The organism is Micromonospora sp. CA-111912 (genome assembly GCF_050948415.1).
In the GTDB taxonomy this organism is placed as follows: Bacteria; Actinomycetota; Actinomycetes; order Mycobacteriales; family Micromonosporaceae; genus Micromonospora.
The window spans coordinates 4,803,677-4,826,249 of record NZ_CP192007.1; the positions used below are offsets into that span (position 1 = coordinate 4,803,677).

Below are 22,573 nucleotides of genomic sequence, written 5' to 3' on the forward strand. Positions count from 1 at the left end.
ACGTGCGCGTCGCCGACGACAAGATGCGGCAGTACCTCAAGAAGGTCACCGCCGACCTGCTCGCCACGAAGGAGAAGCTGCGCCGGAGCGAGGAGCGCGCCGACGACCCGGTCGTGGTGGTCGGCACCGGCTGCCGGTTCCCCGGCGGGGTGCGCTCGGCGCAGGACCTGTGGGACCTGGTCGACGCGGGCCGCGACGCGATCGGCGAGTTCCCCGGCGACCGCCACTGGGACGTCGAGGCGCTGTACGACCCGGACCCTCAGGCCGGGCAGGAGGGGCGCTCGTACGTGCGCGAGGGCGGCTTCATCGACGCCGGAGCGTTCGATGCGGGCTTCTTCGGCATCTCGCCGCGCGAGGCGCTGGTGATGGACCCGCAGCAGCGCGTCCTGCTGGAGGTCGTCTGGGAGGCCCTGGAGTCCGCCGGCATCGACCCCGAGACGCTACGCGACAGCGACACCGGCGTCTTCTGCGGAGTGACCGGGCACGACTACGACACCCTGTGGAAGGCGTCGCCGTACTCGCCCCACGGCATCATCGGCAACATCGCCAGCGTGGTGTCGGGCCGGGTGTCGTACTTCTTCGACTTCACCGGCCCCTCGGTCACCGTGGACACGGCGTGCTCGTCGTCGCTGGTCGCGATCCACCAGGCGGCGCTGGCGCTGCGCGTCCGGGAGTGCTCCCTGGCGGTGGCGGCCGGGGTGACGATCCTGAGCACCTCGCGCAGCTTCGTGGAGTTCTGCGGTCAGGGCGTCATCTCGCGGACCGCCCGCTGCCGGTCGTTCGCGGCCGGCGCGGACGGCACGATCTGGGCCGAAGGCGCCGGGGTCGTGCTGCTGGAACGCCTCTCCGACGCGCGCCGCAACGGGCACCGGGTGCTGGCAACGCTGCGCGGCTCGGCGGTCAACCAGGACGGCCGCAGCAACGGCCTGTCGGCGCCCAACGGCGAGGCGCAGCGGCGGGTGATCGGCGCGGCGCTGGCCGACGCCGGATTGTCGCCGCGCGACGTGGACGCGGTGGAGGCGCACGGCACGGGCACGGCGCTGGGCGACCCGATCGAGGGCGAGGCGCTGGTGGCCACGTACGGCCGCGACCGGGCGCCGCAGCGCCCCCTGCGCCTCGGCTCGGTGAAGTCGAACATCGGGCACAGCCAGGCCGCCGCCGGCGTGGCCGGCGTCCTCAAAATGATCATGGCGATGCGGCACCGGCGCCTGCCTCGGACGCTGCACGTGGACGAGCCCACCGCGAAGGTCGACTGGCGGGGTGCGGTCACGCTGCTCACCGAGCCGGTGGAGTGGGAGCGTGGGCACGGGCCGCGCCGCGCCGCGGTGTCCTCGTTCGGGATCAGCGGCACCAACGCCCACCTGATCCTCGAGGAGGCGCCCGAGGACGAGGACGAGCACGAGGTGGAGGCCGGCACGCTGCCCGTGCTCGCCTTGCCGGTCTCCGCCAAGACCGAGCGGGCACTGCCCGCGCAGGCCGCCGGGCTGCTCGACGTCGCCGGGCGCACCGGCCCGGCCGACCTCGGATTCTCGCTGGCCACCACCAGGTCGGCGTTCCGGCACCGGGCGGTCCTGCTCGGCCGCGACCGCGACAGCCTGCTGAACGGGCTGCACGGCCTCGCCGGCGGTGCACCGGGCCCCGAGGTCGTGACCGGTGTCGCCACGGCCGGGCGCGTCGGGATGCTCTTCACCGGCCAGGGCTCGCAGCGCCCGGGCATGGCCCTTGCGCTGGCCAAGGAGAACCCGGTCTTCGATGAGATCTGCACCGAGCTCGACAAACATCTGGAAACCCCGCTGCGCGAGATTCTCACGGCACCCGACGGCGGCCTGCTCGACCGTACGGATCACGCCCAGGCCGCCCTGTTCGCGGTCGGGGTCGCGCTGTTCCGAATCTACGAGGGCTGGGGCCTGCGACCGCGTGTCCTGCTCGGGCACTCGATCGGGGAGATCGCGGCGGCCCACGTCGCCGGGGTGTGGTCGCTCGCCGACGCCTGCCGGCTGGTCGCCGCACGGGGACGGCTGATGGCCGCGCTGCCCGAGGGCGGCGCCATGCTCTCCGTACGCGCGCCCGAGCACGACGTCCTGCCCGCACTGGAAGGGCGCGGCGACCGGGTCGCGATCGCGGCCGTCAACGCGGCCGACGCCGTCGTGGTGTCCGGCGAGCTCGCCGAGATCGAACGCCTGGAGAGCCTCTGGGCCGGCGAGGGACGGCGCACCCGGCGGCTGCGGGTCAGCCACGCCTTCCACTCCCCCCTGATGGAGCCGATGCTCGCCGAGTTCGAGGCCGTCGTGGCGGGCCTGACCGCGCACGAGCCCCGGATCCCGATCGTCTCCAACGTGACCGGCCGCCTCGCCACCGCCGGGCAGCTCACCTCACCCGCGTACTGGGCCCAACAGGTACGCCGCACGGTCCGCTTCCGCGACGGGCTCGACGCCGTGCTCGCCAAGGGCGTCGACGTCCTGCTCGAACTCGGCCCCGACGCGGTGCTCAGCCCGCTGGTCGAGCAGGCGGTCGCCGTGCCCACGCTGCGCAAGGGCCACGACGACGACGAGTCGGTGCTGCGCGCGCTGGCGACGGCGTGGGCGCACGGGGCCACCGTGGACTGGCACGCGGTGTTCGCCCCGGCCGCTCCTCGCGCCGTGGCCCTGCCCACCTACCCGTTCCAGCACGAGCACTACTGGCTGTCCGCGCCGGCCGGCGCCGCCGATGTCGCCGCCGCCGGGCTCGGGCGCTCCGCGCACCCGTTCCTGGGTGCGGTGGTCGACCTCGCCGACGGCGACGGCCGCGTCCTGACCGGGCGGCTCTCGCTGGCTGAGCACCCGTGGCTGGCGGGGCACCGCGTGCACGACACCCTGATCCTGCCCGCGACCGCGTTCGTCGAGATGGCCCTGCACGCCGGCGAGCTGACCGGGTGCGAGGTGCTGCGCGAGCTGACCCTGCAGGCGCCGCTGCTGCCGCCCGAAAACGGCGGCGTCCGGATCCAGATCCAGGTCGGCGCCCCCGACGACACGGGCACCCGAACCGTACGCGTGTTCTCCCGCCCCGGCGATGACGGCCCCTGGCAGCAGCACGCCGCAGGCCTGCTCGCGCCCGGCGGCTCCCCCGGCGAGCCGGAGCTGACCTCGTGGCCGCCGACCGGCCTGGTGCCGACGATCGGCGGCGGCATCTACGAGCGGCCCGACCTGGCCGGCGGCTGGGACTACACCGGCGCGTTCCGCGGGATGGGTCGGGTCTGGCTGCGCGAGCTGCCTGGCGGCGGCACCGAGGTGTACGGCGAGGTCGCCCTGCCCGCCGAGCACGAGCGCGAGGCCGGCCACTACCGCATCCACCCGGCGCTGCTGGACGCGGCGCTGCAGACCGTGGGGCTCGGCCCGTACCTGCGGCCGGTCGACACCGGCACGGGCGTCATGCCGTTCACCTGGTCGGGGTTCACCCTGCACCGGCCCGGCCTGGCCAAGCTCCGGGTCCGGGTGCGCGGCACCGACGGGCAGGTGAAGCTGACCCTCGCCGACGACGTCGGCCTGCCGGTGGCGACCGTGGAGAACCTGGTCTGGCGGCCGATCCCGGCCCGCCTGTCGGCGCCGTCCGGCCGCCGCGGCGACCGGGCCCTGCTCGGCCTCGACTGGGTCGAGGCCACCGGGTCCGTCGATGCGCAGGCCGAGGTGTATCGCGTGGTGGCCGAGGAGGGCGACGACGTTCCCGCCCTGGTCCGCGCCACCGTCGAGCGGGTGACCGGCGACCTGGCCGGGTGGCTCGCCGACGCGCGCCACGCCGGCACGCGGCTGGCGGTGCTGACCCGCGGCGCGGTCGCCGCCGGGCCCGGCGAGACGGCCGGCCTGATCGCGGCGCCCGCGCTCGGCCTGGCGCGCGCCGCGCAGGCCGAGCACCCCGGCCGGATCGTGCTGGTCGACGTCGACGAGCACACTCCGGAGGACACCGCGGTAGCCCTGGCGCTGACCACGGGCGCCCCGCAGGTCGCGGTGCGCGACGGCCGGGTACTCGTGCCCGTGCTGCGACCGGCCGACGCCGACGGCCTGTTGAGCGTGCCCGAAGGGCCGGCCTGGCGGCTCGCGGCGTCCGGCGCGGGCACCCTCGACGACCTCGCGCTCGTGCCGTTCCCCGAGGCCCTGGAGCCGCTCGGCGACCGCGACGTACGCGTCGAGGTGCGGGCCGCCGGCGTGAACTTCCGCGACGTGCTGATCGCCCTGGGCATGTACCCCGGGTCCGCGATGCCGGGCGCCGAGGCCGCGGGCATGGTGCGGGAGGTGGGCCCCGAGGTGACCCGGGTACGCCCCGGCGACCGGGTGACGGGCGTGTTCGGCGCCGCGTTCGGGGCGGTCGCGGTCACCGATGAACGCCTGGTCGCGCCGATGCCGCCGGGCTGGTCCTTTGAGGACGCCGCGGCCCTGCCGATCGCCTGGCTCACCGCGTACCACGGTCTCGCCGACCTGGCCCGCCTGCGGGCCGGCGAGACCGTCCTCGTCCACTCCGGGGCCGGGGGCGTGGGCATCGCGGCGATCCAGCTCGCCCGTCACCTGGGCGCCGAGGTGTTCGCCACGGCCAGCGCCGGCAAGTGGGCGGTGCTGCGCGACCTCGGACTAGACGACGACCACCTCGCCTCCAGCCGCACCACCGACTTCGAGCAGCGCTTCCGCGCGATCACCGGGGGACGCGGCGTGGACGTCGTACTGAACTCGCTCACCGGCGAGTTCCTGGACGCCTCGCTGCGGCTGCTCGCCCCCGGCGGACGGTTCGTGGAGATCGGCAAGGCCGACCCGCGCGACCGCGCGGAACTCGCCGGCCGTGGCATCGCGTACCAGGCGTTCGACCTGGTCGAGTCCGCCGGTCCGGACCGGATCGCCGACCTGAGCGCCGAACTGTTCGCCCTCTTCGAGCGGGGTGTGCTGCACCTGCCGCCGCGACGCGACTGGGACATCCGGCGGGCGCCGGAGGCGCTGCGCTTCGTCAGCCAGGCCCGGCACGTCGGCAAGGTCGTGCTCACCGTGCCGCGGACGGCCCGGCCCGAGGACACGGTACTGATCACGGGCGCCTCCGGCCGGCTGGGCCACGACCTGGCCCGGCACCTGGCCCGCGGTGGGGCCCGGCGGCTACTGCTGTTCAGCCGGCGCGGCTCGGACGCGCCCGGAACCGACGCGCTGGTCGCCGAGCTGACCGCGGCCGGGGCCACGGTGTCGGTGGTCGCCGGCGACATCGGCTGCCGCGAGGACGTCCGGCGCGTGCTGGACTCCGTCGTGCCGGAGCACCCGCTGGGCGCCGTCGTGCACGCCGCGGGCGTGCTGGCCGACGGGGTGCTCGGCTCGATCACCGGCGAGCAGTTGGAGCGGGTGCTGCGCCCCAAGGTCGACGGCGCCTGGCACCTGCACGAGCTGACCCGCGACGCGCCGCCGGCCGAGTTCGTGTGCTTCTCCTCCGCGGCCGGGGTGCTCGGCGCGGCCGGGCAGGGCGCGTACGCCGCAGCCAACTCGTTCCTGGACGCGCTCATGACCGAGCGACGCGCCGCGGGGCTGCCCGCGACGTCGCTGGCCTGGGGGCCGTGGGCGCTCGGCGGCGACGACCCCTCGGGTGCGGGCATGGCGGGCCGGCTCGACGCCGCCGACTGGGCCCGGCTGGGCCGCGGCGGCATGCTCGGCCTGACCACCGAGCAGGGCCTGGACCTGTGGGACGCGGCGCGGACCAGCGACCGGGTGATGCTCGCCCCGATGCGCCTCGACCTGACGACGATCGCCGGGCTCGACGAGCACGACGTCCCGGCGATGCTGCGCGAACTCGCCGGGCGTTCCGCTCGGCGCCGCGCGGTCCGGCCCCGGTCCGCGTCGGCGGTGTCGCCCGAGGCCCTGGGGGCACTCGCCCCGGCGCGGCGGGGCGGGCGGCTGCGCGAACTCGTCCGCACTCACGTGGCCGCAGTGCTCGGCTATGCCTCGGCCGACGAGGTCGCCGTCGAACTGCCCTTCCACGACCTGGGCTTCGACTCGCTCACCTCGGTGGAGCTGCGCAACCGGATCGGCGGCGCGACCGGGCTGCAGCTGCCCGCCACCCTCGCCTTCGACCAGCCGACGCCGCTCGCCCTGATCGAGCACCTCGACGCCGAGCTCACGCGGACCGCCGCAGCGCCCGCCGAACCGGCGCCCGCCCCCTCGGTACTGGACGGGCTGGCGGCCCTGGAGGCCGGCGCTGCCGGACTGGACGACGAGTCGCGCGGCAAGGTGCGTACCCGGCTGCGGGCGCTGCTGGACGTGCTGACGCCCGGCGACGACCGGGCGGCGCTGCGCTCGGCGACCACTGTGGAGGAACTGTTCGACTTCGTGGACCGTGAATTCGGCTGAGAGGTGTCGTTCGCATGTCCCAGGAAACGAAACTCGCCGAATACCTCAAACGCGTCACCACCGAGCTGTACGACACCCGGGCCCGGCTGCGCGAGGCCCTGCGCCCGGACACTGACCCGGTGGTGGTCGTCGGCATGGCCTGCCGCTACCCCGGCGGCGCGGACACCCCCGACGACCTGTGGGAGCTGCTCTCGCAGGGCAAGCACGCGATCACCGACTTCCCGGCCGACCGAGGCTGGGACACCGCCAGCGTCTACGACCCGAACCCGCAGGCGCCGGCGCCCGGCACGACGTACGTCCGCGTCGGCGGCTTCCTGGACACCGCGACCGGCTTCGACGCAGGCTTCTTCGGTATCGCGCCGCGTGAGGCGATCGTGATGGACCCGCAGCACCGGATCCTGCTCGAGACCGCCTGGCACGCCCTCGAAGACGCCGGAGTCGACCCGGCCGCGCTGCGCGGCACCGACACGGGGGTGTTCGCCGGGATCTCGGCCGGCGACTACACCACCAACCTGGCCGAGATCCCGCCCGACCTGATCGGCCAGATCTCAATCAACAACGCGGTCAGCGTCGCCTCGGGCCGCATCGCCTATCTGCTCGGCGTCCACGGGCCGGCGCTGAGCGTCGACACCTCCTGCTCATCGTCGCTGGTAGCCGTGCACCTGGCGGCCCAGTCCCTGCATCTGGGCGAGTGCAGGCTCGCGCTCGCCGGCGGGGCCGCGGTCACCGCCACCCCGGCCCGGTTCATCGAGTTCTCCCAGCAGCGGGCACTGGCCCCGGACGGCCTGATCAAACCGTTCTCCGCCGACGCCGACGGCACGGCGTGGGGCGAGGGCGCGGCCGTGGTCGTCCTGGAGAAGCTGTCGCGGGCCCGCGCCCTGGGGCACCGGGTGCTGGCCGTGCTGCGCGGGTCGGGGGTCAACCACGACGGGCCGTCGAACGGGCTCACCGCACCGAACCGGCACGCTCAGGAGCAACTCATCCGGGAGACGCTCGAACGGGCCGGGCTCACCGGAGACGACGTCGATGCGGTGGAGACGCACGGCACCGGCACCACGCTCGGCGATCCGATCGAGGCGCAAGCGCTCGCGGCCACGTACGGCTCTCGCAGAGAACGCACGCTCCATATCGGTTCCAACAAGGGCAACCTCGGGCACACCCAAGCGGCGGCCGGCATCGCCAGCGTCGTCAAGACGGTCCTGGCGCTGCGGCACGGCCTGCTGCCCCCGATCGCCGGCTTCTCCCGGCCCACGCCGCACGTCGACTGGGAGAAGACGGCCCTGCGCCCCCTGGCGGAGGCCACCCCCTGGCCCGAGACCGGCGGCCGGCCCCGGCGCATGGCGGTCAGCGCCTTCGGCATGAGCGGCACCAACGCCCACCTGATCCTGGAGGAGCCGCCCGCACCCGGCGAGGCGGACACTCCGGCGGGGTCCGCCGGCGGTGAGGAGGACGGTGTGCCGGCGGTGCTGCCGCTCACGCTTTCGGCCACCAGCGCGGCGGCGTTGGCCGCTCAGGCGCGCAGCCTGCGTGGGCACCTCGACGGGTTGACGGCAAAGGCGGGCGCTGCCGACGTCGCGTACGTTCTCTGCCGACGCACCCACCACCCGCACCGGGCCGTGGTGCTGAGCGACCGCGGGGACGGCTTTGCCGGCCTCGACGCCCTGGCCGAAGGGACGCCCTCGCCGCGGGTCGTCCTCGGGCACGCCGGTGCGGACGGCGGCGTCGCGTTCCTCTTTCCCGGGCAGGGCAGCGAGTGGCCGGGCATGGGGCGGGAGCTGCTGCGGACCTCGCGGGTGTTCCGAGAGACGATCGCGGCGTGCGAGGACGCGCTGTCCGAAGTGGTCGAATGGTCGCTGGGTGCGGTGCTGCGCGGCGAGGACGGCACACCGCCTCAGCAGCGGCCCGACGTGCTGCAACCCACACTGCTCGCGATAATGGCCGGGCTGGCCCAGATGTGGCGGTCCTGCGGTGTGCGGCCCGCCGCCGTCACCGGGCACTCGCAGGGGGAGATCGCCGCGGCGTGGCTGGCCGGCGCGTTGACGCTGCCCGACGCCATGCGGGTGTCAGCGCTGCGCAGCCGGCTGTTCACCGAGCTGACCGGGCTGGGCGGGATGGCCTCGGTGGGCCTGTCCCCCGACGAGACCGGCGGCCTGCTGTCGCGCCGCCTCGAGATCGCCGCCGTCAACGGGCCCCGATCCACGGTGGTCTCCGGTGACCTCACGGAGTTGGCCGCGCTGCTCGCCGGGTGCGCGCGCCGGAATGTGGCCACCCGGCGGCTGCCGATCGGGTACGCCGCCCATTCCTACCAGGTGGAGTCGATCCGCGACCGGCTCCTCGAAGGGCTGGCCGGGATCCGGGCCGAGGCCGCGACCGTGCCCTACGTCTCCGGGGTCACCGGTGACTGGCACGACACGGCGGCCGTACCGCTGGACGCCGCCTACTGGTACCGCAATCTGCGCGAGCCGGTTCGGTTCGACCGGGCGGTCAACACGCTGCTGGACGGCGGCAACCTGAAGCTGATCGAGGTCAGCCCGCACCCGGTGCTCCTGCCGGCCGTCCGCGAGACGCTCGACGCGGTCGGGGCCCCCGTCGCGGCCCTGGGCACGCTGCGCCGCGACGAGGGCGACCTCGACCGGTGGATGGCCGCGCTGGCCGAGGCGCACGTGTCGGGCGTGGCCGTCGACTGGCCGGCCGCGCTCGTCGGCACCGGTGGGCGCCGGATCGACCTGCCGGGCTACGCGTTCCAGCGGGAACGGTACTGGCTGAACTCGGCGCTGCCCCGGATGGACGGCCGCCCGGCGGACGACGGTGGAGCGGAGGAGACCGCCGGTGCCCTGCTGCGCCGCCTGGCCACGCTGGCGCCGGGCGAGCGCGACGACGCTCTCGCCGACCTGATCGCCGAGCACGTCGCCGTGGTGCTGCGATACGCCTCGCCCGGGGCCGTCCCCCGCGACGACACGTTCCGTGACCTGGGCTTCGAGTCGCTCAACGCGGTGGACCTGCGCAACCGGCTGGGCACCGCGACCGGCGTCGAGCTGCAGCTGGCCGACGTCCTCAACTACCCGACCGTCACCGACCTCGCCGAGTTCCTCGGCACCCGGCTGCCCGAGGCCGCATCCGCTGCGCTCGACGCACCCGCCGAGGCGGACGCGGGCGACGGCACGCTCAGCGCGCTCTACCTCGTCGGTGTCCGCGCGGGCCGCACCGCCGCGGCCATGGACCTGATCCGTACGGCGGGCAGCCTGCGCCCCACCTTCGGGGACGGGACCGCCGCGCCGATGTACCGGATGGCGGACGGCACGGGCGCGGCGCTGGTCTGCACGTCGGCGCCGATCGCCCCGATGACCGACGTCGCCTACGGGTTCTTCGCCGCCGCGATGCCGCAGCCGCGTCCGTTGTGGATGGTTCGGCCGCCGGGCTTCGAGCCCGGTGAGCGGGTGCCGACCGACCTGGACGCCCTGGTGCGGGCGCAGGCGCGGGCCCTGCTGGACAACGGCAAGCTGGACCGGGTCGTGCTGGTGGGCTACTCGTCGGGCGGGTGGCTCGCGCACGAACTCGCCGCGCACTTGGAGGCCGCCGGGCGTCCGGCCGCCGCGCTCGTGCTCTTCGACTACTACCCGTACGCCTCGGGTGCCGACGAGCTGCGCGCCGGCTTCATGCGCGAGCAGGCGCGCCGCTGGCCGGCCGGGGCGGGCGGCACCGACCGCGCCCTGGACACCCAGCTCGGCGCGATGGGCGCCTACCAGAGCCTGTTCGCCGACTGGCGGCCCGGCGGGATAGCCACCCCGATCCTGCACGTGGCCGCGGCTGACGCGCTGCCCGGGCGTCCCGCGCCCGCGCCGCAGGCCCGGTTCCGGCCGCCCTGCAACCGCGTGGTGACGCTGCCCGGCAACCACCTGAACATGCTCTCCGAGCAGGCCGAGGCGGCCGCCCGTACGGTCGACGACTGGCTGGCCGAGGTCCTGTGATGCACGAGGACGTCGCGATCGTCGGGATGGCCTGCCGGTTCGCCGGCGCCGATGGGCCGGAGCAGTTCTGGCGGCTGCTGCGCGACCGGGTGGACGCCGTCACCGAGGCGCCGCCGGGCCGCTGGACCGACGCCGGGCCGGGCGAACGGCCCCGGGTTGGCTCGTTCCTGCCCACGGTCGACGGCTTCGACGCCACGTTCTTCGGGATTTCCCCGCGCGAGGCGGCCGTCATGGACCCGCAGCAGCGACTCGCCCTGGAGCTGAGCTGGGAGGCCCTGGAGGACGCCGGGATCGTCCCGGCGACCCTGCGCGGCGGCCGGGCCGGGGTCTTCGTCGGGGCGATGCGCGACGACTACGCCCGGCTGGCCCAGCAGCTCGGCGAGGACACCGCCACCCAGCACTCGTTCACCGGCCTGCAGCGCAGCCTGATCGCCAACCGGATCTCCTACCTGTACGGCCTGCGCGGCCCGAGCCTGACCGTCGACACCGGGCAGTCTGCCTCCCTCGCCGCCGTTCACCTGGCCTGCCGCAGCCTGCGCTCGGGCGAGTCCGACGTGGCGCTGGCCGGGGGCGTGAACCTCAACCTGCTCGCGGCGAGCGACGAGGAGGCTGCCCTGTTCGGCGGCCTGTCCCCCGGCGGCCGCTGCCGCACCTTCGACGCGGGCGCCGACGGCTTCGTGCGGGGCGAGGGCGGCGGCATCGTCGTGCTCAAGCCCCTGGCGGCGGCGCTGCGCGACGGCAACCCGGTGTACTGCGTCGTCAGGGGGTCGGCGCTGAACAACGACGGCGGCGGCGCAGGCCTGACCGTGCCCAGCGAGGCGGCGCAAGCGCAGCTGCTGCGCGACGCGTACCGCGACGCCGGTGCCGACCCGGTGAGCGTGGGCTACGTCGAGCTGCACGGCACCGGCACGCCCGTCGGTGACCGGGTCGAGGCCGCCGCGCTCGGCGCGGTCCTGGGCGCCGTCCGCGACCCCGGCCGCCCGCTGCCGGTCGGCTCGGTCAAGACCAACCTCGGCCACCTGGAGGGCGCGGCCGGCATCTGCGGCCTGATCAAGACCGCCCTGGCGATCCGGCACCGCGAGCTGCCCGCCGCCCTGCACTTCACGGCGCCGCACCCGCGGGTACCCCTCGACGAGCTGCGGCTGCGGGTCGTGACCGAGGCGGTGCCGTGGACGGCGGACGGGCCACGGATCGCCGGGGTCAGCTCGTTCGGGATGGGCGGCACGAACTGCCACGTGGTGCTCGCCGAACACGTCGCCGCAGCATCCCCGTCGGAACCCGGCCCGGCGCAGGCCGCGTTCCTGCTCTCCGGCCACACCGGTGCCGCGCTGGCGGATCAGGCGGCGCGGCTGCGGGCGTACCTGGCCGACCGGCCCCGCACCGACCTCCTGGCGGTGGCCCGCCCGCTGGCCGGTGCGCGGACCTTCCTGCGGCATCGGGCGGTGCTCACCGCGGCCGACGAGCCGGGTCTGCTCGCGGGGCTGGACCGGCTCGCGGCCGGGCGCGGCAGCCCGGAGATTTCCCGGGGCGTGGCCACGCCCGGCGCGACCGCCGCGTTCCTCTTCTCCGGGCAGGGCAGCCAGTATCCGGGGATGGGCCGGGCGCTGTACCGCGAGCACCGGGTATTCCGGGACGCCTTCGACGAGGTCTGCCGGCACCTGGACGCCCGCCTCGACGTACCGCTGCGCGAGATCGTGTTCGCCCCGGCCGGCACGCCGCGGGCCGCCCTGCTGGACGAGACCCGCTACACCCAGCCGGCGCTGTTCGCGCTGGAGGTGGCGGTCTACCGCCTGGTCACCTCGTACGGCGTGGCGGCCGCAGCGCTCGCCGGGCACTCGATCGGCGAGCTCGCCGCCGCGACCGTCGCCGGTGTCCTCGACCTGCCCGACGCGGCGACCGTGGTGGCCGCCCGGGGTGAGCTCATGCAGGCGCTGCCGGCGACCGGCGCGATGCTGGCCGTGCGCGCCTGCGCGGAGGAGATCCTCGAACTGCTGTCCGGCTACGACGGCCGGATCGGGCTGGCCGCCGTCAACGGGCCGGCGGCCACCGTGATCAGCGGCGATGCCGAGGCGCTCGCCCACGCGGCCGAGTTGCTCGCCCGCCGAGGGCGCAAGACCACGGCGCTGCGGGTGAGCCGGGCGCTGCACTCGCGCGACCTGGACCCGATGCTGGAGCGTTACGGTGCGGTCCTGGCGGCGGTCGCCCTGCACCCGCCGCGGCTGCCGATCGTGTCGACGCTCACCGGCGAGCCCGTCGGCCCCGCCGAGATGACCGACCCGGGCTACTGGGTGCGGCAGGCTCGGGAGCCCGTACGGTTCCTGGCCGCGATGCGCGCCCTGGACGCCGCCGTCCTCGTCGAGCTCGGGCCCGGCGGGGGCCTGGCCGCTGCGGCCCGCGAGTGTCTGGCCGCCGGCGACGGGCCCGCGCCGGCCGTGACCGCCGTGCTGCGCCGCAAGCGGCCCGAACCGGCGACGCTGCTCGGCGCGCTCGGCACGCTGCACGCGCACGGCGTGCCGGTGGACTGGGCCACGGTGCTCGGCGGGGCCGCAGGACTACGGCTGCCGACGTACGCGTTCCAGCGCGAGCCCCACTGGCTGACCTCGCGGCCGGTCCCGCGAACGGCGCGGCCCGCGGTGACCGTCGGGGACCTGGTCGTGGAGGAGGTCGCCGAGGTGCTCGGCTATCCCGACGCGACGGCCGTGGAACCTGAGCGCACGTTCACCGACCTGGGTCTCGACTCGCTGATGGCCGCGGAACTGCTGGACCGGGTCCGCGCGCGCACGGGCACCGCGCTGCCCGGCACGGCGGTCTTCGACCACCCCACCCCGGCCGCGCTGACCCGTCACCTGTTCGCCGCGTCCGTCCCCGTCCCCGGGCCCGCGCCGGTGGCCGGGTCGGCCGACGCGGACGACCCGGTCGTCATCGTGGGCATGGCTTGCCGTTACCCAGGCGGCGTCACCGGCCCCGACGAGCTGTGGCGGCTGGCCGAGTCGGGCGGCGACGCGATCGGCGAGTTCCCCGCCGACCGGGGCTGGGACCTCGACGCGCTGTTCGGTGCCGGACCCGACCGGCCCGGCACCTCGCTGACCCGTCGCGGCGGTTTCCTCTACGACGCCGCCGAGTTCGACGCCGTGTTCTTCGGGATCTCGCCGCGCGAGGCGCTCACCACCGACCCGCAGCAGCGGCTGCTGCTGACCGCCGCCTGGGAGGCGTTCGAGCACGCCGGCATCGACCCGGCGACCGTACGCGAGAGCCGCACCGCCGTCTTCGCCGGCGTCATGCACCACGACTACGCGCCCCGGGTGCACACCGTGCCCGCCGGACTCGAGGGCCACCTCGTCACGGGCAACACCTCCAGCGTGGTCTCCGGGCGCCTGTCGTACGTGTTCGGCCTGCGCGGCCCCGCCGTCACCGTGGACACGGCGTGCTCGTCCTCGCTGGTCGCCCTGCACCTGGCCGTCCAGTCGCTGCGCCGCGGCGAGTGCACGCTCGCCCTGGCCGGCGGCGTCTCGGTGATGTCCACGCCGGAGATGTTCGTGGAGTTCTCCCGGCTGCGCGGGCTCGCCCCCGACGGGCGGTGCAAGTCGTTCGCGGCCGGGGCGGACGGCACCGCCTGGGCCGAGGGCGCCGGCCTGCTCGTGCTCGAACGTCTCTCCGACGCCCGCCGCCACGGCCACCGGGTGTGGGCGGTCGTGCGCGGCAGCGCCGTGAACCAGGACGGCGCCTCCAACGGCCTCTCCGCGCCCAGCGGCCCGGCCCAGGAGCAGGTGATCCAGGAGGCGCTCGCCGACGCCGGCCTGGCACCCGGCGACATCGACGCGGTGGAGGCGCACGGCACCGGCACGCCGCTCGGCGACCCCATCGAGGCGCGGTCGCTGATCGCCACGTACGGGCGGGACCGGCCGGACGGACGGCCGCTGCTGCTCGGCTCCCTCAAGGCGAACATCGGGCACGCGCAGGCGGCGGCCGGCGTCGGCGGCGTCATCAAGATGGTCCAGGCCCTACGGCACGGGGTCCTGCCGGGCCTGCTGCACCTGGACCGCCCGACCGGGCACGTCGACTGGGAGGACTCGGGCCTACGCCTGCTCGACGCCACCACCACGTGGCCGTGGACCGGCCGCCCGCGCCGGGCGGGCGTCTCCTCCTTCGGCATAAGCGGCACCAATGCGCACGTACTGCTGGAGGAACCCGCCCCGGAGCCGGCGCCCGGACGCCGCCCGGAACCGCCCGCCGCGCTGCCCTGGGTGGTGTCCGGCCGGTCCCCGCGGGCGTTGCGGGCGCAGGCCGCCCGGCTGCGCGACCTGCTGCACGGCGAACCGGAGACCGACCTCGCCGATCTGGCCCGTGCCCTGACCGCGCACCGTCACGCGCACGAGCACCGCGCGGTCGTCGTCGGCACCGGGCGCGACGAGCTGCTGCGCGGCCTCGACGCGGTGGCCTGCGGGCTGCCGGCGCCGGGCGTGAGCACCGGGCGGGCCCGCCCGGGACACCGGCCGGTCCTGGTCTTCCCGGGCCAGGGCACCCAGTGGACCGGCATGGCCGTGCGGCTGCTGGAGTCCTCGCCGGTGTTCGCGGCGTCGATGCGCGAGTGCGGGCGGGCCCTGGCTCCGTTCGTGGACCGGTCGCTGCCCGGCGTGCTGGGCGACGCGGCGGCGCTGCGCCACGTCGACGTCGTGCAGCCGGCGCTGTGGGCGGTGATGGTGTCGCTGGCCGCGGTGTGGCGTTCCTTCGGCGTCGAGCCGGCCGCGGTGGTGGGGCACTCGCAGGGGGAGATCGCGGCGGCCTGCGTTGCCGGGGCACTGTCGCTCTCGGACGGTGCCCGGGTGGTCTGCCTGCGGGCCAGGGCGATCCGCGCGCTGTCGGGTCGCGGCGGCATGATGTCGGTCCAGCTCCCGCGCGCCGCCGCCCAGCGGCACCTGCGGCCCTGGCAGGGGCGGATTTCGATCGCGGCGGTCAACGGTCCCCGGTCGACGGTGGTCTCCGGCGACCCGGACGCGCTGGACGCGCTGGGCGAGCAGCTCGCGGCCGAAGACGTACGGCTGTCCCGGCTGCCCGTGGACTACGCCTCGCACTCGGCCCAGGTGGAACGGCTGCGCGAGCGCCTGCTCACCGAGCTCGCCGGGATCCGGCCGCGCACCTCGGACATGCCGTTCCACTCCACGCTCACCGGCGGGATCATCGACACGGCCGGCCTCGACGCCGAGTACTGGTACCGCAACCTGCGGCACACCGTCGAATTCGAGGGCGCGATCAGGGCCCTGCACGCCGCCGGCCACCGCACGTTCGTCGAGGCGAGCCCGCGCGCGGTGCTGACCATGGACGTCCAGGAGATCCTCGACGAGGGCGACCGTCCCGGGACCGCGCTCGGCACGCTGCGCCGCGACGACGGCGGCCTCGACCGGCTGCTGACCTCGATCGCCGAGGCGTACGTGATCGGCCTCGGTGTGCGCTGGGAGCCGGCCCTGGCGGCGGGCGCCCGGGGGCGTGTCGGCCTGCCCACGTACGCGTTCCAGACCGAACGCTTCTGGCTGCTGCCCGACACCGCGGCGGCCGGTGCCCGCGCCCTGGGCCTGGTGCCCGGCGAACACCCGCTGCTCGGTGCCGGGCTGCCGCGCGCCGACGACGGCGGGCTGCTGCTCACCGGTGTCCTGTCGGCGACCGGCCGGCCGTGGCTGGCCGACCATGGCGTCGGCGGCGACGTGCTGCTCTCCGGGACGACGTTCGTGGAACTCGCCCTGCACGTCGGGCAGCGGGTCGGCCGCCCGCAGGTCGAGGAGCTGGTCCTGCACGCGCCGCTGGTCCTGGCCGAGGGTGCCGGCGCGCGGATCCAGGTCAGTGTCGGCGGGGCCGCGTCGGAGCCACGCCGCCCGGTCACCGTGTACGCCGAGGACGCCAGCACCTGGGTCCGGCACGCGAGCGGCTGGCTGACCGGCAGGGTGGCCCCGGCCGCGCCGTTCGCGTGGCCGCCCCCGGACGCCGAACGGGTCGACCTCGGCGACGCCTACGAGCGCCTGGCCGCGACCGGCTACGACTACGGGCCCGCCTTCCGGGGCCTGCGGGCGCTCTGGCGATCCGGCACCGACCTGTACGCCGAGATCGTCCTCCCGGAACCGCTGCAAGCCGACGCCGCCGAGTACGGGCTGCATCCCGCCCTGCTCGACGCCGCCCTGCATCCCCTGCTGGTCGCGGACGACCACGACGAGATCTGCCTGCCGTACTCGTGGAGCGGCGTCGCGCTGCACGCCACCGGCGCGACCGGCCTGCGGGTGCACCTCGCCGACGCGGGCGGCGGCGCGATCCGGCTGCACGCCACCGACTTCGACGGCCGGCCCGTGGCCTCGGTCGACGCGCTCACGCTGCGCCCGCTGCGGCGCGGGTCGCCCGACCGGCTGCTCTGGCAGGTCGACTGGGTCGAGGCGCGGGCCGGCGAACCGGCCGAGGTCGTGGCGTACGTCTGCCCCGACAGCACACCGGACGTCCCCGCCGCGGTGCGCGAGGCGACCGGCGGCGTCCTGGGGTGGTTGCAGCGCACCCTGGCCGACCCGGCCCACTCGGACACGACCCTGGTCGTGGTCACCCGGCACACCGACCTGGCACAGTCGGCGGTCCGGGGCCTGGTGCGCTCGGCGCAGACCGAGAACCCGGGCCGCATCGTGCTCGTCGACACCGACCGGCCCGCCGGCCCCGAGGATCTGCGCGCGGCGGCCAGCACCGGCGAACCCCAGGTCGCCCTACGCGGCTCGCGGCTGCTCGCCCCCCGACTGACCCGATCCGCCACCCCACCCACGACGGCGCCGTGGGCGTGGAACCCCGACGGAACCGTGCTGATCACCGGGGGCACCGGCACGCTGGGCGCGCTCGTCGCCCGCCACTTGGTCACCGAGCACGGCGTACGCCACCTGGTCCTGACCGGGCGCAGCGGGCGCGGCGCCCCAATCGCGGACGAGCTGGTTGCGCTCGGCGCCCGGACGCGCGTCGCCGCCTGCGACGTGGCCGACCCCGACGCGGTCGCCGCGCTGCTCGGCTCCCTCGACCCCGAGCACCCGCTGACCGCCGTCGTGCACGCCGCCGGGGTACTCGACGACGGCACCCTCGACTCGCTGGACGCGACCCGGCTCGACACCGTGCTGCGGCCCAAGGCCGACGGGGCGTGGCACCTGCACCGGCTCACCGAGCACCTCGACCTCGACGCGTTCGTGCTCTTCTCCTCGGTGGCCGGCACTATCGGCACGCCCGGGCAGGCCAACTACGCCGCCGCGAACTCGTTCCTCGACGCGCTCGCCCACCACCGCCGTGCCCGCGGCCTCACGGCGACCTCGCTGTCCTGGGGGCTCTGGGAACTCGACACCGGCATGACCGGCCACCTCGGCAACGCCGGCCGGGCCTGGCTGGCCCGGTACGGCCTCTCCCCGCTCGGCCGCGAACAGGGCCTCGCGGCGTTCGACCTGGCGCTCGCCCGCGACGTCGCGCACCTGATCCCCGCCCGTCTCGACCCCACCGCGTTCGCCGGCCCGTCCCGCCGTACACCGGCGGCCGCGCCCACCGACGCGGCGGACGCTGCCCCGCGCGACCGGCAGACGCTGACCGACCTGGTCCTGTCGACCATGGCCGCGGTGCTCGGCCACGGCTCGGCCGACGACATCGAGGAGGACCGCACCTTCCGCGACCTGGGCTTCGACTCGCTCACCGGCCTCGAACTGCGCAACCGGCTGAGCGCCGCCACCGGGCTGCGGCTGCCGGCCACCCTGGTCTTCGACCGGCCCACCCCGGCCGCGCTGGTCGCCTTCCTGACCGGCCGGACACCCGCCCGACCCGCCGGCGGCGAACCGGCGGCCCGGCCCGCCGCGGACACCGACGACCCGGTCGTGATCGTCGGTATGGCCTGCCGCTACCCCGGCATCGGCACGCCCGCCGAGCTGTGGCGCCTGCTCGCCGAGGGCCGCGACGTGATCACCGACTTCCCCGCCGACCGGGGCTGGGCGACCGACGCGCTCTACGCGCCTTCGCCGGCCCCCGGGAAGACGTACGTGCGACGGGGTGGGTTCCTGGGCGACGCCACCGCGTTCGACCCGTCGTTCTTCGGCATCTCGCCGCGCGACGCGCTCATCATGGACCCGCAGCACCGGGTCCTGCTGGAGACCACCTGGCACGCCCTGGAGGACGCCGGCGTGGACCCGCACGCGCTGCGCGGCTCCGACACGGGCACCTTCACCGGGCTGATCGCCGGCGACTACACCTCGCTGGTCACCGACATCCCCGACGACCTGGTAGGGCAGGCCTCGGTCGCCAACACCCCGAGCGTCGCCTCCGGTCGGCTCGCCTACCTGCTCGGCCTGCACGGGCCGGCCATGACCGTCGACACGGCGTGCTCGTCCTCCCTGGTCGCGCTGCACCTGGCCGCCCGGTCGCTGCGCGAGCGCGAGAGCAGCCTCGCGATCGTGGCCGGGGCGACCGTCATGTCCACGCCCACCCGGTTCGTCGAGTTCTCCCAGCAGCACGGCCTCGCCCCCGACGGCCACGCCAAACCGTTCTCCTCGGACGCCGACGGCACCGCATGGGGCGAGGGCTCGGCCGTCCTCGTCCTCGAGACGCTGTCGCGGGCCCGCGCCAACGGCCACCGGGTGCTCGCCGTCGTGCGCGGCACCGCCGTCAACCAGGACGGGCCCTCCAACGGGCTCACCGCGCCCAGCCGCGACGCCCAGGAGCGGCTGATCCGGGCCACGCTCGCCGGGGCCGGGCTGAACGCCGACGACGTCGACGTCGTCGAGGCGCACGGCACGGGCACCACGCTCGGCGACCCGATCGAGGCACAGGCCCTGGCCGCCACGTACGGCGCCGGGCGAGAACGACCGTTGCACATCGGCTCGATCAAGGCCAACCTCGGCCACACCCAGGCCGCCGCAGGCGTCACCGGCATCATCAAGATGATCCTGGCGATGCGCCACGGCGAACTTCCGGCGCAGCCCAGGCTCACCGCGCCCACCCCGCACGTCGACTGGGACGACACGCCGCTGACCCTGCTCACCTCGCCCACCCCCTGGCCCGAGACCGGCCGGCCCCGGCGCGCCGCAGTCAGCGCGTTCGGGATCAGTGGCACCAACGCGCACCTGATCCTGGAGCAGCCCGAACCCGCCGAGCCCTCGGCGGCGGTCACCACGGCACCGGTCGTGCCGCTCCCGGTGTCGGGCACCACGCCGGCCGCCCTTGCCGCGCAGACCGCCCGGCTGCTCGACCACGTGGCCGACGCTCCTCGCCTCGTGGACGTGGCGTACACGCTCTCCCGGCGCGCCCACCACCCGCACCGCAGCGTCCTTCTCGGCGGCGTCTGCCTCACCGGGCACGCGTCGGGCGAGGTCCCGACCGCGTTCCTCTTCCCCGGCCAGGGGACGGCGTGGCCCGGGATGGGCCGCCGTCTCCACGAGACGATGCCCGCGTACGCGCAGGCCTTCGACGAACTGAATGCCGAGCTGGAGCCCCTGCTCGGCCGGTCACTCACCGACCTGGGACCCGAGCTGCTGAGCCGCACCGACTACGCCCAGCCCGCGATCTTCGCGGTCGAGGCGGCGCTGCACCGCCTGCTGACCAGCTTCGGCGTACGCCCGGACTTCCTCGCCGGTCACTCCGTCGGGGAGATCACCGCCGCGTACGCCGCAGGGGTCCTCTCGACGGCCGACGCCTGCGCGCTGGTCGTCGCCCGGGGCAGGCTGATGCGCCAGGTCGGCCACGCCGGAGCGATGGTCGCCCTGCCGGTCTCCGAGGACGAGGCGCGGGAGCTGATCCGGGGCCGCGAGCACGAGGTCGCGATCGCGGCCGTGAACGGGCCCGCCGCCGTGGTGCTCTCCGGCGACGAGCAGGCCGTCCACGACTGCGTACGGGGGCTGCGGGCCACCGTGCTGCGCACCGACCGCGCCTTCCACTCGCACCACCTCGACGAGATCCTCGAACCGTTCCACGAGGTGCTGACCGGCTTGACGTTCTCGCCGCCCGCCACGCCGATCATCTCCGCGGTCACCGGCGAGCCGGTCGCGGCCGGGCAGCTGTGCACGCCGGAGTACTGGACGCGGCAGGCCCGCGACACGGTGCGCTTCGGCGACGCCCTGGAGCGGCTCGCGCGGGCCGGGGTCCGCGCGTTCGTCGAGGCCGGACCGGGACACACGCTGTCCACCCTGGTGTCCGCGGCCCTGCCGGACGCGGACGAGCCGATCACCTGCCTGCGCGAGACCGAGCCGGACGGCTTCCTGACCGCGCTGGCCGGCCTGCACGTACGCGGCGTCCGCGTCGACTGGTCACCGCTGACCGCCGGCGGCACACTTGTCGACCTGCCGCCGTACGCCTTTCAGCGGGAGCGTTACTGGCTGCGCGACGTGGAGCACCCGCCTGTCGACCCGGTGCGCTACGACGTCACCTGGCAGCCCCGGCCCGCACCCGACCGTCCCGCGCACGGCGGGACCTGGCTGATCGTCGGCGAGCACGACGCCGCAGGCCTTCGCCGGGCCCTGATCGGGCGCGGCGTGCAGGTGCGGCAGTGCACCGATCTGCGGCAGCACCAGGGGACACCGGCCGGGATCGTCTCGCTGCTCGCGCTGGACGACCGGGACGACGCCGGGCTGCCCCGGGCCGCGACCGCCACGCTCGACCTGCTCAACGCCGTCGACGCCACCGGGCTGGGCGCGCCGGTCTGGAACCTGACCCGGGGCGCCGTCTCGACCGGCCCCGGCGACCGGATCCGCCGGCCCGCGCAGGCCGCCGTGTGGGGGCTGGGCCGCACGATCGCGCTCGAGACACCGTACGTCTGGGGCGGCCTGCTCGATCTGCCGGAGCAGGATTGCTGGTCCATGGTGGCCGATGTCCTGCTCGATCCCGGTGGCGAGGACGAGATCGCGATCCGCGGCGACGACGTCCTCGTCCCGCGCCTGCGCCGCGCACCGGTCCGGGAGCCGCAGCCCTGGCGTCCGCACGGGACCATTTTGGTGACAGGCGGGCTCGGCGGCCTGGGCGCGCAGGTCGCCCGGTGGCTGGCCCGGCGCGGCGCCGGCCGCCTGCTGCTCGCCGGCCGGCGCGGCGCCGCCACGCCGGGCGCGGAGGACCTGCGCGCCGACCTGGTCGCGCTGGGAGTGGACGTACGCATCGCCGCCTGCGACGTCACCGACCGGGCCGCCCTGTCCCGGCTGATCGCGTCGGTGCCCGCCGATGCGCCGCTGACCGCGGTCGTGCACGCTGCCGGCATCCTCGACGACGCCCCCGCCGCAGTCCTGACCCCGCAACGGATGGCGGGCGTCTGGGCGCCCAAGACCGGTGCCGCCTGGCACCTGCACGAGCTCACCCGCGCCCTGCCGCTCGAGCATTTCGTGCTGTTCTCCTCGCTCGCCGGGGTGGTCGGCTCGGCCGGTCAGGGCGCCTACGCTGCCGCCAACGCCGCGCTGGACGCTCTCGCCCTGCACCGGCGCGACCTGGGCCTGCCCGCCACCTCGGTCGCCTGGGGACCGTGGGCCGGTCCCGGCATGTTCGACGCCGTGGCGGGCCGCCCCCCGCACCTCGACGGTCTCACCGCGATGGTGCCGCAGGAGGCCCTCGACGCGCTGGAGCGCTGCGTGCCTGGCTGCAGCGTGGTCGCCGAGGTCGACTGGAACCGCTTCGGCGGGCGTCCCCGCGGCCTGCTCGCCGAGCTGACCACCGGCGCGGAGCCCGGCCGCCCCGAGCCGTTGCCCGCCGAGGTGCTCGCGCTGCCGGACGAGGACCTCCGGGAGTTCCTGCTCGGGCGCGTGGTCACCCACGTCTCGGCCGTCTCCGGGCACCCGGCCGCCGACGTTCCGCCGGGCGAGCCGTTCAAGCAGTTGGGCATGGACTCTCTCGCCACGATCCAGCTGCGCAACCGGCTCAGCGCCGACACCGGCCTGAGTCTGGCCGCGACCGTCGTCTACGAGCACCCGACCCCGGTCGAACTCGCCGGCCATCTCACCGACCGCCTGCGTGCGCTGCGGACGCCGTCCAGTCGTCCGGTCCTCGACCGGTTGCGCGACCTGGAGGAGGCCCTGGGCGCGACCACGACCGCAGAGGACGCGCGTACGGAAATAACGGCCGCGCTGGAGGGGCTTCTCCGCCGATGGCGCGGCACCGAGGGTCTCGCCGTCTCCGCCGATCTCGACGTCGCCTCCGATCTCGACATCGCCTCCGACGAGGAGATGTACAGCCTCATCGACGCCGTGCTGGGCACCGCCGGCGAGCATCGCTGAGATCCGCCCACAGCTCGGTCACGCTCGT

3 protein-coding genes are annotated in these 22,573 nt (G+C 75.6%); all 3 read left to right on the plus strand.

Annotated features, from left to right (window positions below; genetic code table 11):
* Positions 1-2 precede the first annotated feature (2 nt).
* The 3 genes from ACQPZO_RS19900 to ACQPZO_RS19910 are packed head-to-tail and all read left to right on the plus strand — an operon-like array spanning position 3 to position 22,545.
* A complete protein-coding gene (locus ACQPZO_RS19900; protein WP_433343016.1) occupies positions 3-6,344 on the plus strand; it encodes a type I polyketide synthase in 6,342 nt (2,113 codons plus the stop codon).
* Positions 6,345-6,358: 14 nt separating this feature from the next.
* A complete protein-coding gene (locus ACQPZO_RS19905) occupies positions 6,359-10,312 on the plus strand; it encodes a type I polyketide synthase (RefSeq protein ID WP_433343018.1) in 3,954 nt (1,317 codons plus the stop codon).
* Positions 10,312-22,545 (plus strand): SDR family NAD(P)-dependent oxidoreductase, encoded by a 12,234-nt coding sequence (locus ACQPZO_RS19910; RefSeq protein WP_433343020.1) that lies wholly within the window; start codon positions 10,312-10,314, stop codon positions 22,543-22,545. Before ACQPZO_RS19905 ends, ACQPZO_RS19910 begins: the two co-directional genes overlap by 1 nt.
* Positions 22,546-22,573: the final 28 nt, after the last annotated feature.